The organism is Sphingomonas sp. PL20, assembly GCF_017875905.1.
GTDB lineage: Bacteria > Pseudomonadota > Alphaproteobacteria > Sphingomonadales > Sphingomonadaceae > Sphingomonas > Sphingomonas echinoides.
Genome location: NZ_JAGINH010000002.1, coordinates 683,513 through 697,717, shown reverse-complemented (window position 1 = coordinate 697,717; position 14,205 = coordinate 683,513). Strand labels below are relative to the sequence as shown.

At 64.4% G+C, this 14,205-nt stretch carries 19 protein-coding genes; 18 read left to right on the top strand and 1 reads right to left on the bottom strand.

Annotation, left to right across the window (positions count from 1 at the left end; translation table 11 throughout):
• The first annotated feature begins 6 nt into the window (after nt 1-6).
• The 16 genes from H4W01_RS03465 to H4W01_RS03390 all read left to right on the top strand — a co-directional run bounded on the left by H4W01_RS03465 (nt 7) and on the right by H4W01_RS03390 (nt 9,715).
• Nucleotides 7-579, top strand: a complete 573-nt coding sequence (locus H4W01_RS03465) for a NifU family protein (protein ID WP_209613230.1) — start codon at nt 7-9, stop codon at nt 577-579.
• Nucleotides 576-1,169 (top strand): malonic semialdehyde reductase, encoded by a 594-nt coding sequence (locus H4W01_RS03460; protein WP_010407491.1) that lies wholly within the window; start codon nt 576-578, stop codon nt 1,167-1,169. The genes H4W01_RS03465 and H4W01_RS03460 overlap by 4 nt, the downstream gene beginning before the upstream one ends.
• Nucleotides 1,170-1,176: 7 nt before the next feature.
• Nucleotides 1,177-1,806 (top strand): tRNA (adenosine(37)-N6)-threonylcarbamoyltransferase complex dimerization subunit type 1 TsaB, encoded by a 630-nt coding sequence (gene tsaB / locus H4W01_RS03455; RefSeq protein WP_209609909.1) that lies wholly within the window; start codon nt 1,177-1,179, stop codon nt 1,804-1,806.
• Nucleotides 1,803-2,276 (top strand): GNAT family N-acetyltransferase, encoded by a 474-nt coding sequence (locus H4W01_RS03450; RefSeq protein ID WP_010407489.1) that lies wholly within the window; start codon nt 1,803-1,805, stop codon nt 2,274-2,276. The genes tsaB and H4W01_RS03450 overlap by 4 nt, the downstream gene beginning before the upstream one ends.
• A 131-nt stretch (nt 2,277-2,407) precedes the next feature.
• Entirely contained in the window at nt 2,408-2,818 is a 411-nt protein-coding gene (locus H4W01_RS03445) for a MucR family transcriptional regulator (RefSeq protein WP_405131486.1), read from the top strand.
• A 99-nt stretch (nt 2,819-2,917) separates the two neighbouring features.
• The gene (locus H4W01_RS03440; protein WP_010407487.1) at nt 2,918-3,340 is read left to right on the top strand and encodes a Fur family transcriptional regulator; all 423 of its coding nucleotides are present in this window, start codon (nt 2,918-2,920) and stop codon (nt 3,338-3,340) included.
• Nucleotides 3,341-3,344: 4 nt separating this feature from the next.
• Nucleotides 3,345-4,175 carry a lysophospholipid acyltransferase family protein gene (locus H4W01_RS03435; protein WP_209609908.1) on the top strand — a complete coding sequence of 277 codons (831 nt, stop codon included), beginning with the start codon at nt 3,345-3,347 and terminating at the stop codon, nt 4,173-4,175.
• A 39-nt stretch (nt 4,176-4,214) separates the two neighbouring features.
• Nucleotides 4,215-5,522 carry a tRNA (N6-isopentenyl adenosine(37)-C2)-methylthiotransferase MiaB gene (gene miaB, locus H4W01_RS03430; RefSeq protein ID WP_209609907.1) on the top strand — a complete coding sequence of 436 codons (1,308 nt, stop codon included), beginning with the start codon at nt 4,215-4,217 and terminating at the stop codon, nt 5,520-5,522.
• A 157-nt stretch (nt 5,523-5,679) separates the two neighbouring features.
• The gene (locus H4W01_RS03425; protein ID WP_154651352.1) at nt 5,680-5,826 is read left to right on the top strand and encodes a hypothetical protein; all 147 of its coding nucleotides are present in this window, start codon (nt 5,680-5,682) and stop codon (nt 5,824-5,826) included.
• An 88-nt stretch (nt 5,827-5,914) separates the two neighbouring features.
• Nucleotides 5,915-6,916: a PhoH family protein gene (locus tag H4W01_RS03420; RefSeq protein ID WP_010407481.1), complete on the top strand. Its 1,002-nt coding sequence runs from the start codon at nt 5,915-5,917 to the stop codon at nt 6,914-6,916.
• Between the two features lie 51 nt (nt 6,917-6,967).
• On the top strand, nt 6,968-7,222 hold the full coding sequence (locus H4W01_RS03415; RefSeq protein ID WP_010407478.1) for a type II toxin-antitoxin system VapB family antitoxin: 255 nt from the start codon (nt 6,968-6,970) through the stop codon (nt 7,220-7,222).
• Nucleotides 7,219-7,617, top strand: coding sequence for a type II toxin-antitoxin system VapC family toxin (locus H4W01_RS03410; RefSeq protein WP_209609906.1), 399 nt, complete (start codon nt 7,219-7,221; stop codon nt 7,615-7,617). Before H4W01_RS03415 ends, H4W01_RS03410 begins: the two co-directional genes overlap by 4 nt.
• On the top strand, nt 7,617-8,141 hold the full coding sequence (gene ybeY / locus H4W01_RS03405) for an rRNA maturation RNase YbeY (RefSeq protein ID WP_010407475.1): 525 nt from the start codon (nt 7,617-7,619) through the stop codon (nt 8,139-8,141). The genes H4W01_RS03410 and ybeY overlap by 1 nt, the downstream gene beginning before the upstream one ends.
• Before the next feature lie 9 nt (nt 8,142-8,150).
• Complete coding sequence (locus tag H4W01_RS03400; RefSeq protein ID WP_209609905.1) at nt 8,151-9,074, top strand: hemolysin family protein; 924 nt, start codon at nt 8,151-8,153, stop codon at nt 9,072-9,074.
• A 78-nt stretch (nt 9,075-9,152) separates the two neighbouring features.
• Nucleotides 9,153-9,419, top strand: a complete 267-nt coding sequence (locus H4W01_RS03395) for a CopG family ribbon-helix-helix protein (protein ID WP_209609904.1) — start codon at nt 9,153-9,155, stop codon at nt 9,417-9,419.
• Nucleotides 9,416-9,715, top strand: coding sequence for a type II toxin-antitoxin system RelE/ParE family toxin (locus tag H4W01_RS03390; RefSeq protein WP_209609903.1), 300 nt, complete (start codon nt 9,416-9,418; stop codon nt 9,713-9,715). The genes H4W01_RS03395 and H4W01_RS03390 overlap by 4 nt, the downstream gene beginning before the upstream one ends.
• 108 nt (nt 9,716-9,823) lie before the next feature.
• Here H4W01_RS03390 and H4W01_RS03385 read toward each other — a convergent pair whose 3' ends face one another.
• A complete protein-coding gene (locus H4W01_RS03385; protein ID WP_209609902.1) occupies nt 9,824-10,684 on the bottom strand; it encodes a LysR substrate-binding domain-containing protein in 861 nt (286 codons plus the stop codon).
• A gap of 91 nt (nt 10,685-10,775) precedes the next feature.
• Here H4W01_RS03385 and H4W01_RS03380 point away from each other — a divergent pair, with 91 nt between their 5' ends.
• Nucleotides 10,776-11,810 carry a bile acid:sodium symporter family protein gene (locus tag H4W01_RS03380; RefSeq protein WP_209609901.1) on the top strand — a complete coding sequence of 345 codons (1,035 nt, stop codon included), beginning with the start codon at nt 10,776-10,778 and terminating at the stop codon, nt 11,808-11,810.
• Between the two features lie 124 nt (nt 11,811-11,934).
• Nucleotides 11,935-14,136 carry a catalase/peroxidase HPI gene (gene katG / locus H4W01_RS03375; RefSeq protein WP_209609900.1) on the top strand — a complete coding sequence of 734 codons (2,202 nt, stop codon included), beginning with the start codon at nt 11,935-11,937 and terminating at the stop codon, nt 14,134-14,136.
• The last annotated feature ends 69 nt before the right edge of the window (nt 14,137-14,205 follow it).

The window sequence follows — 14,205 nt, the reverse complement described above, 5'->3', positions numbered from 1 at the left end:
CCAGCCATGCTGATCGAGACCGAAACAACGCCCAACCCGGCGACGCTCAAATTCCTTCCCAACCGGACGGTGATGGACGCGGGCACCCGTGATTTCGTCACCCCCGAAGAGGCCGAGGCGTCGCCGCTGGCCGAGGCTTTGTTCGGCTTGGGCGACGTGACGGGCGTGTTCTTCGGGCGCGATTTCGTTTCCGTCACGGCCGCCCCCGGCACCGACTGGAGCAACCTCAAGCCCGACGTGCTTGGCCTGTTGCTCGACCATTTCAGCGCTGACATGCCGCTCTTCCGTCCCGGCACCGCTGGCGCGATCAGCGTCCCTGCCGAAGACTCCTTTACCGACGATCCCGAAGATGCCGACATCGTCGCACAGATCAAAGACCTGATCGAAACCCGGATCCGCCCGGCGGTCGCCAATGATGGTGGCGACATCGTCTATCGTGGCTTTGAGAAGGGCAAGGTCTATCTGGCGATGCAGGGCGCGTGCGCCGGTTGTCCGTCGTCGAGCGCGACGCTGAAGAACGGCATCGAGCAATTGCTGCGGTATTACGTCCCCGAAGTCACCGAAGTGCGAGCTGTATGATGACCGTTTTGAACGACGCGACCCTGGACCAGATCTTCCGCACCGCGCGGAGCTATAACGGCTATACCGATGCGCCGGTCAGCGAGAGCGATCTGCACGCGATCTGGGAGCTGATGAAATGGGGCCCGACGTCGGCGAACCAGCTTCCAGGGCGCTTCGTGTGGTGCACCAGCGATGCCGCCAAGGCCAAGCTGGCCGAGTGCTGCTCGGCGCAGAACGCGCCCAAGGTGCTCAACGCGCCGGTGACGGTCATCATCGGTATGGACCGCGACTTCCATAACTATCTGCCCGAGCTGTTCCCGCACGTCGACGCCAAAGCGTGGTTCGATGGCAATGCCGAGCTCCGCGCCGCCTCTGCCTTCCGCAATTCGACGCTGCAGGGCGCCTACTTCATCATCGCGGCGCGCGCGCTGGGGTTCGATACCGGGCCGATGTCGGGCTTCGATGCCGGCAAGGTCGATGCGGCCTTCTTCGCCGATACGCCGTCAGTCACCACCAACTTCATCTCGACGCTTGGCCATGGCGACCCCGCGACGATCTTTGATCGCCTGCCCCGCCCGGCGTTCGAGAAGTTCAACAGCATCGCCTGATCGCGGTTTGCGCACCCTCGTCATCGAAACCGCGACGGCGGCCTGCTCGGTCGCGTTGATCGAAAACACCCGCGTCGTCGCGCACGCCCATGAAATCGTGGGACGCGGCCATGCCGAGCGGCTGGTGCCGATGATCGCGGCGTTGCCCGAGGGCGGTCGCGCAGCCCACATTCTGGTCGATTGCGGGCCCGGCAGCTTTACCGGAATCCGCGTCGGCATCGCCGCCGCGCGCGGGCTTGCGCTCGGCTGGGGCGCAAGCCTCAGCGGCTATTCCTCGCTGCCGCTGCTGGCGGCCGCCGCTTTTTCTCGCGGCATGACGGGCGAGATTGCCGTCGTGCTGGAAGGCGGCCACGGCGAGGTGTTCATGCAGGGGTTCAGCGCTCCACTTGCCGAAACCGGCCCGTTTGCCTCGCTGCGTCCCGAAATGGCACTGGCGACTTTGGGCGGTCGGCGGGCGGTCGGTAACGGCGTGCGCTTCCTCACCGCGTTGGACCCGACCGTGGCGGCCGAAGCCTGGCTGCCCGATGCCATGGATGCGGTGCTGCTGACACCTGGCCTGGCCGGGTTGGAGCCGAAGCCCATTTATGGGCGCGCGCCCGACGCAAAACCGCAGGCGACCGCGGAAGCCGCCGCATGAGCACGATGCTGGGGATCGATTTGCGCAGCGGTGCCGTCGCCGATCTCGCGATCGTCGATCGAATCATGCAGGCTGCGTTTGATGCCCGTTTCGGAGAAGCGTGGACGCACAATCAAGTCCTGGGTCTGCTGGCCATGCCCGGTGTGTGGCTGACGATTGCTGAAGTTGGTGGAGAGCCGGCCGGTTTTGCGCTGTGCCGCCGAGTCCTGGAAGAAGCGGAGTTGCTGCTGCTGGCAACCGCGCCGCATTTGCGGCGGCGGGGCGTTGCCGCTGCTTTGCTGCGCGCGGTCGCGTCCGACGCGTCGGCGCAAGGTGCGCGGACGCTCCACCTGGAAGTGCGCGACGGCAACGAAGCGATCAAGCTCTATAGCAACGAAGGCTTTGCAAAAGTCGGCGAGCGGCGAGATTACTATCGGGGACCTAACGGTCGCCTGTTCAATGCTCTGACATTTCGGCGGGACCTATCCTAACAATCCTACCTAACAATACTGTCATGCGGCACAATACCTACTTGCGCGAAGCGTGATGAGGCGCCATAGGCGTCTCCCTGACGATGCGTAACAATCGTCCAGTTCGGTTGAAAGGATTATTAATGGACACCATGAACGAGCTTCAGGAGACTTTGATCACGCTGACCGCAGATATTGTTGCGGCCCATGTCAGCAACAATAGCGTTGCAGTTTCGGATCTTCCGGTGCTGATCGCTCACGTTCACGGTGCATTAAGCAACCTCGGCGGTCCGGCACCGGTTGAAATCGTGAAGCAGGAGCCGGCTGTGTCGGTCCGCTCCTCGATCAAGCCCGACTTCATCGTGTGCCTGGAAGACGGCAAGAAGTTGAAGATGCTCAAGCGTCACCTGATGACGCACTATCAGATGACCCCGGAGCAATATCGCGCGAAGTGGAATCTTCCTGCGGATTATCCGATGGTTGCACCGAATTACGCAGAACAGCGCCGCACGCTGGCCAAGAAGATTGGCCTCGGCACCAAGCGTCGCAAAGTCGTTCGCTAAGCCGTTTAGCCCCTCCCCGGCGTGGGAGGGGCTGACCCTTTGCCTATTGCGAATCACTATCCCCTTTCGCAACAATCGCGAAACGCCTAAACGCCTCTCATGGCGCGTCACATCGATCTCGAAGCTCTCTGTGCAGAAAAAGGCCTGCGCATTACCGATCAGCGGCGCGTGATCGCGCGCGTGCTGTCAGATGCCGACGATCATCCCGATGTCGAGAAGGTGTATGAGCGCGCGTCCGCCATCGACCCCGGCATTTCGATCGCAACGGTGTACCGCACCGTCCGCCTGTTCGAGGAAGCCGGGATTCTCGACCGGCACGATTTCGGCGATGGCCGCTCGCGCTACGAGCCCGCGCCCGAGGCGCATCACGACCATTTGATCGACGTCGAGACCGGCAAGGTTATCGAATTCGTCGATCCCGAGCTCGAACAGCTCCAAAAAGCCATTGCGGAAAGACTCGGCTTCCGCCTGGTCGATCACCGCATGGAACTCTACGGCGTAGCGCTCGACCGCAAGGCCTGAGGCGATGCCGATTCGCCCCGAGGCCCGCGCCGCGGCGGCAGCAGGCAATCCGCCACCGCTTGGCTGGCTCGGCTGGTGGCGCTTGTGTATCCGCTCCACGCTGTTGGCGCTTGCCCTGCTGATCGCGATTCCCCCGCATTATTTGTGGCGGATCCTACATATTTCCTCGCCCTGGCCACGCTTCTTCCTGGCGGCGGCCGCGCGAATTTGCGGTGCGCGCGTGAAGGTGAAGGGTGCCGCGCTGAAGCGCGATGTCTTCTACATCTCCAACCATGTCAGCTGGATCGACATCCTCGCCATTGCCGGGGCGAGCGGCACTGCGTTCGTCGCCAAGGCGGAAATTCGCGATGCACCGGTGGTCGGCTGGCTCGCCACGCTGAACCGCACCGTTTTTGTCGAGCGCGAGGATCGCCTGGGCGTTGCCGAACAGATCAACCGCCTGCGCGATGCGCTGGCCGAAACCTGGTCGGTCACCGTCTTCCCGGAGGGCACTACTACTGACGGTCGTTCGCTCTTTCCGTTCAAGACGCCGATGCTGAAGGTGCTGGAACCACCTCCGCCGGGGATTCTGGTGCAACCGGTGTTGCTCGATTATGGCGCGGCGAGCGAGGAAATCTCCTGGATCGGCGTCGAGTCGGGCAAGGACAATGCGGTGCGCCTGCTCGCCCGGGCTGGCACGTTTCGTATGACCGTCACGTTTCTGGAGCCGTTCCACCCGCGCGATTTTCCTGGGCGTAAAGCCATCGCCGCCGAAAGCCGCCGTCGCATCGAAGAAGCGCTGGTCCGCGCGATCGGTCGCCCGCTGCAGCCCTTTACCGGCCACCCGCAACCGTAATTTGTCACGCTCGCGCGGCGCGCCTATAGCCCGCTGATCATGAAACCCGCGCCCAAAACCTATGCCGTAAAGTCCTTCGGCTGCCAGATGAACGTCTATGACGGCGATCGCATGGCCGAATTGATGGCCGCGCAGGGCCTGACCCAGGCCGATCCGACCGAAGCCGATCTGGTCGTGCTCAACACCTGCCACATTCGCGAACGCGCGACCGAGAAGGTCTATTCGGACATCGGACGGCTGCGCAAGGAAGCGCTGCGGGACCTTGGCCGCGCGCCGATGATCGCCGTCGCCGGTTGCGTCGCCCAGGCCGAAGGTGCCGAGATCGTGCGCCGCGCCAAGGTCGATGTGGTGGTGGGGCCGCAAGCCTATCACAATCTACCCGAGCTGGTGGCGCGGGCGGCGCGCGGCGAATCCGCGCTCGATACCGATATGCCGGTCGACATGAAGTTCGGCCATCTGCCCGCACGCCGCCGCGTGCCGCCGAGCGCGTTCCTGACGGTGCAGGAAGGCTGCGACAAATTCTGCACCTATTGCGTGGTGCCCTATACGCGCGGCGCCGAAGTCTCGCGCGGCTGGGACCAGATCGTCGACGAAGCCAAAGCGCTGGTCGATGCGGGCGCGCGCGAGATCACGCTGCTCGGGCAGAACGTCAACGCCTGGAGCGACGATACGCGCGGCTTACATGATCTCATCGCGGTGCTGGCCGAAATCCCGGCGCTGGCGCGGATCCGCTATACCACCAGCCACCCCAATGACATGACGCAGGGGCTGATCGACGCGCATGGCGACATCGAGAAGCTGATGCCGTTCCTGCATTTGCCCGTGCAATCGGGCAGCGACCGCGTGCTGCAAGCGATGAACCGCAGCCACAGCCGCGATTCCTATCTGCGCATTCTCGACCGCGTCCGCGCGCGCCGCCCCGACATTGCGCTGTCGGGCGATTTCATCGTCGGCTTTCCCGGCGAGACCGACGCCGATTTCGAGGAGACGCTGAGCCTGGTCGACGCGGTCGGCTATGCCCAGGCCTATAGTTTCAAATACAGCCCGCGCCCCGGCACCCCCGCCGCGACGATGGCCGAGCAGGTCCCTGAAGCGGTGATGGACGAACGGCTCCAGCGGCTCCAGGCTGCGCTCAACCGCGATCAGGCGGCGTTCAACGCCGCCACCGTCGGCAGCACGTGCCAGTTGTTGCTGGAGCGGCCCGGCAAGTTGCCGGGGCAGTTGATCGGCAAGAGCCCGTGGCTGCAATCAGTCCACCTCGTCAGCGATGCGGCGATCGGGGACCTGGTCGAGGTAACGCTGGCCGAAGCCGGGGCAAATTCCATGCTGGGAACGCGCACAGCCTAAATTCTCCCCTCCCTGAAAGGGAGGGGACGGGGGTGGGTCGGCCCGTTGCCGCCCCCGGACGCCCGCCTCAAACCGACCCACCCCCAGCCCCTCCCTTCCAGGGAGGGGAGCCGCACAACCCCTCGACATTAGCCGTCGGAAAGCCCAAATAGGGGTCATGTCGAAGCCCGCGCCAACCGATCTCGTTCCGCCGCAATGGAAGCGCAATCCGGTCGCCTTGTGGGTCTATATCGCGGCGGGCGTCGGCATGATCCTGCTGTCGGGCGCGCGCATCGTGCTCGAACGCGTCGGGCTGCGACGCTGACGCCTCCGTCAGCACGCTCGACGCCGCTTTCCGCTACCACGCGGCCCTTTCCTGATTTGTTGCCCACCCAACCGAGCAAAGGAACCGCATGAGCCGCAAGCCTGTCCCCGCGCAATCCGGTGACCGCAGCCGGACCGAACTGGTGTTCGACCGACCGCAACTGATGGCGCAACTGTTCGGCGAGTTCGACCAGAATCTGCTCGCACTGGAGAACAAGCTCGGCGTCTATATCACCGCGCGGGGCAACAAGGTGGGGCTGGAGGGCAGCGCCGAGGCCGTCGCGCAAGCGCGCGATGTGCTGCACGGTCTCTACAACCGCATCGTGCGCGGCGAAGTGGTCGATCCCGGCCTGATCGACGCGGTCATCGCCATGTCGAGCGAGCCGACGCTCGCCGGGATCATCCAGGCCGATGCCGGTGGCGGCGCGGTGCCGCAGATCATGATCCGCACGCGCAAGAAGACGATCGTGCCGCGCACCATCGCGCAAGCGCATTACATGCGGCAATTGCTCAATAACGACATCATCTTCGCGCTTGGGCCAGCAGGCACCGGCAAGACCTATATCGCGGTCGCACAGGCCGTCGCGCAGCTCATCACCGGCAGCGTGCAACGGCTGATCCTGTCGCGCCCGGCGGTGGAGGCGGGCGAAAAGCTCGGCTTCCTGCCCGGCGACATGAAGGAGAAGGTCGATCCCTATCTTCGCCCACTGTACGACGCGCTCAACGACTGCCTGCCCGCCGAGCAGGTCGAACGGCGCATCGCCAGCGGCGAAATCGAGATCGCGCCGATCGCCTTCATGCGCGGGCGCACCTTGGCCGACGCCTTCATCATCCTCGACGAAGCGCAGAACACCACGCCTGCGCAGATGAAGATGTTCCTCACCCGCTTCGGCGAGAACAGCCGCATGGTGATTTGCGGCGACCCCAAGCAGACCGATCTTCCCGGCGGAATGAATGCCTCCGGGCTGAACGATGCCGTCGGTCGGCTGGAGGGTGTCGAAGGCCTGTCGATCTGCCGCTTCGGCAGCGGCGACGTGGTGCGCCACCCGATCGTCGGGCGGATCGTCGAGGCGTATGAGGGGACGAGTTAGTTGACGATCGGGATATCCCAGGATTATACAGGGGATATCCCGGAGAGTCCGATGGCCTCGCTCTATATCAAGAATTCCGACACCGCCGATCTCGCGCGTGAGGTTGCCGCCTTGCTTGGCACGAGCAAGACCGCTGCCGTCCACGACGCTCTCGAACATCGCAAGCGCGCCCTTGAGGCGGAGCGAAGCCGCAGCATTCACGATCGGCTGGCGGCATGGCGAGCGGAGCACCCGCTCGGCGAAGCGACGGGGCTCGAAGCCGACAAGGCATTCTACGATTCGCTGAACGATGAGGAGGAGGATTGATCCTCTTTCTCGATGCGTCCGCGATGGTCGCGATGATGACTGGAGAACCCGGTTCAGCCGCGATCGAGGAACGCTTCGGCGCGGCGGACGAAGTCCTGTGTTCGGCCCTCTCGCTGTGGGAGGCAGCGCGCGCGGTAGCCCGCAAGCGCACTCTTCCGATCGCCTTTGCCTATTCCGAAATCGAGACGTTCATAGCCCATTTTGCGATCCGTCTCGTGCCCATTGGCGCGCTCGAAAGCCACGCCGCCGTTGACGCGCACAATCGCTATGGCAAAGGCAGCGGCCATCCCGCTAAGCTCAACATGGGCGATTGCTTCGCTTATGCCTGCGCCAAAACCAACGACGCCACATTGCTCTACACGGGCAACGACTTTGCAAACACGGACATGGCCTGATGCTTGAAATCGCCCTCTCGCGCGAAGACGTCTGGCCCGAGCAGGATTGGGAGGCCCTCGCCACCCGCGCCGCGACCGCAGCGATGGAACGCACGCCGCATGGGCCGTTGCTCACCGTCACCGCCACGGTCGAAATCTCGATCCGGCTGACCGACGATGCCGAGGTGCAGACGCTCAACGCCCAGTATCGCCAGAAGGACAAGCCGACCAACGTGCTGTCCTTCCCGATGGTGCAGGCCGATCTGCTCGACACGATCGACCAGAATAGCGACGCCAATGACACTTGGGGGGGCGAGATCCTGCTCGGCGACATCGTGCTCGCTTATGAGACGTGCGTGCGCGAGGCCGCCGAAAAAGGCGTGAGCGTCGATGATCATGCGTCGCATTTGATCGTGCATGGCACGCTGCATTTGCTAGGGTATGATCATCTGGACGATCGCGAGGGCGATGCGATGGAGGCGATCGAGGTCGACGCGCTCACCGCCCTTGGGATCGCCAACCCTTATTGTCTCGAAGAGGACTAAACGACCGCCATGCCCGACGGCCAAAGTACGACCGGCACCGCCAGCCATCTCGGCGGTGCCTCGCCTAATGAAACCAGCATCTGGCGGAGCTTCCGCAGCTGGATTTCGGGTCATTCGGGCGACGAGTCGCTCCGCGCCACGCTCGAGGAAGCGATCGACGCGCATGAGGATGACCCCGCGCCCGACGCCAAGGGCGATCTCTCTCCGCTCGAACGCACGATGGTACGCAACCTGCTCCATTTCGGCGAGCGTGATGCGGGCGATGTCGGCGTGCCGCGCGCGGACATCGTCGCGGTCGAGGAGCAGACCAGCTTCGCCGATCTCGTGCAGCTGTTCGCCGAGGCAGGGCATAGCCGCCTGCCGGTCTATCGCGAAAAGCTCGATACGATCATCGGCATGGTCCATATCAAGGACGTGTTCGCGATCCTCGCCACCGGGGCCGAGCATCCCGCCAGCATTGCCGCGCTGATCCGCGAGCCGCTTTATGTGCCGATGTCGCGCGGTGCGCTCGATCTGCTGGCCGATATGCGGCAGAAGCGCGTGCATCTCGCGATTGTGCTCGATGAATATTTCGGGACCGAGGGCCTCGTCACGATCGAGGATCTGATCGAGGAAATCGTCGGCGACATTGAGGACGAGCATGACGATGCGCCGCATTCGCTGCTCGTGCCCTTGGACGGCGGTGCCTGGGATGCCGATGCCCGCGCCGAGCTGGAGGATGTCGGCGAGACGATCGACCCGCGCCTGGCCGAGGTGGATGGCGACATCGACACGATCGGCGGGCTCGCCGCGGTGCTTGCCGGGCACATGCCGCATGTCGGCGAATGCCTGGTGCATGACAGCGGCTGGACGCTGGAAATCACCGCCGCCGACACGCGCCGCGTGCTGGGCGTGCGGCTGCACCCGCCCAAGGCCGAGCCTGAGCACGCATAAGGCAAATGGGTGCGCCCAGAGTATTGCGGCGAGCGCTGTTGTGCTACCCTACCCGCAGGGGCCGCACGGAGATCTGAGATGAGCAGCACCACGATGACGATCCGGGTTCCGCTCGACATCAGCGACAAGTTGGAACGGCTTGCGCGCGGCACGCGGCGGAGCAGTTCCTATCTCGCGACCGCCGCGGTAACCGCTTATGTCGAACGCGAAATGGGCATTATCGAAGGCGTTCAACAAGGCCTGGCCGATATCGAGGCGGGCCGCGTCACATCGCATGACGATGTGACCGCCCAAGCCCGGCAGATCATCGCCAACGCCCGGCAAAGGAAAGCCGCGCGCGGGTGAGACCCGTACTGTGGACCGACAGTGCCCGAGACGACTATCTGGGCATTCTGCGCCACATCGCCGAAGATGACCCCGATGCCGCCGAGCGGGTCGTCCATGCGATCCAGAGAACCGGCAAGCGGCTGGGCGATTTCGCGACCGGCCATCCTGGCCGAGTCGCCGGGACCTATGAGAAGTCGGTACGCGGCCTGCCCTATATCATCGCTTACGCCCTGACCGACGACGAGCGCGCCGTGACGATCCTGCGTGTGATCCACAGCGCGCGGGCATGGCCGACCGATCGCTTGCCGGACTGAAAGAAGCGATGTGCAGCCGACTTGCCGCAGCGACCTTGTCCGATCGCGGAAAGTTAGGGGAAAGGCAGGCGAACGCACGCGCGTTTTCACTTCCGGAGTCGGAATGCGCTATGCGCTGCCCGCCCAGGACAGGATCGATTTGGTCAGCGCCTCCGCCACGGGCTCACCCCGCCCCGGACCGACGATCACGAATTCCATCTCGGGCAAGACGGGCAGCGCGGCATCCGCCGTAACGCGGGCCAGGCCCGCTGGCAGTAAACGCAGCGAATGCGGCATCATGCCAAGGCCAGCGCGCACGGCGGCGGTCAGTCCGCTGAGGCTCGCGCTGGTGAAGGCGACGCGCCACGGTCGACGCGCCTGATCGAGCGTGGCGATCGCCATGGCGCGGGTGACGCTGGGTGGCGGATAGAGCAACAGCGCAAGCGCACCCTCCGCATCCGGCTGATAACCGGGGCGCGATACCCATTCGACCGCTTCGCGCCACGCCGTCACGCCGCGCGGATCGCCCGACCGGCGTTTGACGAAGATGATATCGAGCGTGCCGGCATCGAACGCATCGTAGAGAGTCTGGCTGAGCCCGGCGGTCACCACCAGATCCACCTCCGGGTGGCGCCGCGCGAAACTGGCCAGCACATCGGGCAGCGCCGACAGCACGAAATCCTCGGACGCGCCAAAGCGCAAGCGCCCGCGCAACGGGGTGCCCGACACTTGCCGCTCCATCGCGCCATAGGCATCGAGAATGCGCCGCGCAGGATCGATCAGGGTCTCGCCATCGACCGTCAGTGCCACCCTGTGGGTATCGCGCGCGAACAAGGCACGCCCCAAGATCGTCTCCAACCGTTTGATTTGCTGACTGACGGTCGATTGGCGGGTGCCGAGCGCACGCGCCGCTGCGGTAAAGCTCCCCGTCTCGGTTACGGTCACGAAGGCGACCAGCAAATCGGGGTGGGCGGCATCCATGATCATCATATTATGTGATAACTGTTATCGCTGCCATCACAATTGTGCGTAAGTGGTTTGGAGCATAAGTCGGCGGGGCCTCCTTCAGGATGTTTTTGCCATGCCCACTGTCCGCTCGCTGATCGCGCGTTCCCCGATCGACCCGTATTTGCTGCTGTTGATCGGCACGGTCGGGCTGGCCATTCTTTTGCCCGCGCGCGGCTCCGCCCAGCCGCTGGCCGAAAGCGCGGTGACAGTCGCGGTCGGGCTGCTGTTCTTCCTCTATGGCGCACGCCTTTCGCCCGCAGCGGTGTGGGCCGGGATCTCACATTGGCGGCTGCAATCGCTGGTATTCGCCAGCACCTTCGTGATCTTTCCGATCATCGGCCTGGGTGCCTCCTGGGCGGTGCGCGGCGTGCTGCCGCCCGACATTGGCGTGGGCCTGCTCTATCTGTGCCTGTTGCCCTCGACGGTGCAATCCTCGATCGCCTTTACTGCGATCGCGCGCGGCAATGTGCCGGCCGCATTGTGCAGTGCCTCGCTCTCCAATCTGCTTGGCGTCGTGCTGACCCCGCTGCTGGTGGCGGTGCTGCTGTCCACGGCAGGGGGCGGCTTTTCGATCACGGCGATCGAGGGCATCGCCTTGCAGATCCTGCTGCCGTTCGTCGCCGGGCAAGCGGTGCGGCCGTGGATCGGGGCGTGGCTGTTGCGCCACCGCACGCTGACTGCAGTAGTCGATCGCGGGTCGATCCTGCTGGTGGTCTATGCCGCGTTCAGCGCGGGCGTCGTCGCGGGCGTGTGGACCAGCCTGTCGGTGTCCGACCTGGCGATCGTGCTGGCGATCGACCTGGTGATCCTGGCGAGCATCATCGGTGTGACGACCCTGCTCAGCCGCCGCCTGGGGTTTTCGACCGAGGACGAGATCGCGATCGTGTTTTGCGGATCGAAGAAGAGCATGGCGGGCGGCATTCCGATGGCGACGATCCTGTTCGCCGGGCATGCGGTCAGCTTGATTGTGTTGCCGCTGATGCTGTTCCACCAGGCGCAATTGTTCGTCTGCGCGACGCTGGCACGCCGTTATGCCAAGCGGCCGATCGAAGACGCGCCGTCGGTCGCCGTGCAGCCGAGGCCGGTTCGCATCGCGACAAGCGCATGAATGGCACAGCGCCCTGGTTCATATTAGCCGACCGATCACTCTTGGCGGATTAATCCATTTCTCCGATCAAGGCCGTCATGGCATCCTCTGCGCAAGCCAACCAGAAACCGCAATGGAGACTGCCATGAATGCCGAAACGAAATGCCCGATGGGTGCGGGCAAGGTGGATGGCAACGCCGTCCTGTTCGAAATGACCAACCGTCTGTGGTGGCCGAACCAGCTGGACCTGTCGGTGCTCCACCAGAACCCGCCCGCCGGCGACCCGATGGACCCCGATTTCGATTATGCCGAGGCGTTTAAGGGCCTCGATCTGGCGGCAGTGAAGGCCGACATCTTCGCGCTGATGACCGAATCGCAGGACTGGTGGCCAGCCGATTTCGGCCATTATGGGCCGCTTTTCATCCGCATGGCGTGGCATAGCGCGGGCACGTACCGCATTGGCGACGGGCGCGGGGGCGCGGGCAGCGGGCAGCAGCGGTTCGCCCCGCTCAACAGCTGGCCGGACAATGCCAATCTCGACAAGGCGCGCATCCTGTTGTGGCCGATCAAGCAGAAATATGGCCGGGCTTTGTCCTGGGCCGATCTGCTGATCCTGACCGGCAATTGCGCGCTGGAATCCATGGGGTTCAAGACCGCTGGTTTCGCCGGAGGCCGTGTCGATGTGTGGGAACCCGCGACCGATGTGAATTGGGGGGCCGAACGCGAATGGCTACAGACCAGCGAAAAGCCGGGTGGCCGCTATTCGGGCGAGCGCGAACTCGCCAACCCGCTGGCGGCGGTGCAAATGGGGCTGATCTACGTCAACCCCGAAGGCCCGGACGGTAACCCCGACCCCGTGCTCGCCGCGCACGACATTCGCGAGACCTTCGCCCGCATGGCGATGAATGACGAGGAAACCGTCGCTTTGATCGCGGGCGGGCACACGTTCGGCAAGACGCATGGTGCCGCCGTGCCCGACCAATATGTCGGCCCCGAACCCGAAGGTGCGGGCATCGAGCAGCAGGGTCTGGGCTGGGCCAACAGCTATGGCAGCGGCAATGGTGCCGACACCATCACCAGCGGCCTGGAAGTGACCTGGACGCAGGAGCCGACCAAATGGACCAACCTGTTTTTCGACAACCTGTTCGGCCATGAGTGGGAACTGACCAAGAGCCCGGCGGGCGCGCATCAATGGGTCGCCAAGGATGCGGCGGAAGACGTGCCCGACGCGCATATCGCCGGCAAGAAGCATCGCCCGACGATGCTGACGACCGACCTCGCGTTGCGCTTCGACCCCATTTACGGGCCGATTTCGAAGCGTTTTCATGAAAACCCAGACCAGTTCGCGACCGCTTTTGCCGAGGCGTGGTATAAGCTGACCCACCGCGACATGGGGCCGCATGTGCGAATGCTGGGGGCAGAAGTCCCCGCCGAGCCGCGCATCTGGCAGGATCCGGTGCCCGCGCCCACGCATCCGCTGATCGACGAGGCCGATGCGGCGGCGTTGAAGGCGCAGATCCTGGGCTCGGGCCTGTCGATCTCGCGGCTGGTGAAGACGGCGTGGGCCTCGGCCTCCACCTTCCGCGGCACCGACAAGCGCGGCGGGGCGAATGGCGCACGCATCCGGCTTGCCCCGCAAAAGGATTGGGCGGTTAACGAGCCGGTCGAACTCGCCGAGACGCTCGCCAAGCTGGAAGCGATCCAGGCGGCGTTCAACGCGGGTGGCAAGACAGTGTCGCTGGCTGATCTGATCGTGCTCGGCGGCAATGCTGCGGTGGAGGCGGCGGCGAAGAAAGCCGGGCATGATGTGACCGTGCCGTTCACGCCCGGCCGCACCGATGCCAGCCAGGAGCAGACCGACGCGCATTCCTTTGCGCCGCTCGAGCCCAAGGTCGACGGCTTCCGCAACTATGTCGGTGCGCCCTTGCCGTATTCGGCCGAGGAATTGCTGGTCGATCGCGCGCAATTGCTGACGCTGTCGGCACCGGAAATGACGGTGCTGGTCGGTGGCCTGCGCGTGCTGGGCGCGAATTTCGGTGGTTCCACCCACGGCGTGTTCACCGAACGGCCCGAAACGCTGACCAACGACTTCTTCGTCAATTTGCTCAAGACCAGCACGGCGATGAAGTGGACGGCGAGCGAGGATGGCGTGTTCGTCGCGCGCGACCGCAAGACCGGGGCCGAGCACTGGGCAGGCACGCGCGTGGACCTGATCTTCGGCTCCAACTCGCAACTGCGCGCGCTGGCCGAGGCCTATGCTACCGACGATGCCGCCGACGCCTTTGTCCGCAAATTCGTCGCGGCGTGGACCAAGGTGATGAATCTCGACCGGTTCGACGTGGCGTGATCCGGCCGATCCGCTGAACCAAGAAGGGCCGTCGACCACAGGTCGGCGGCCCTTTCCCGTTTTAATCGG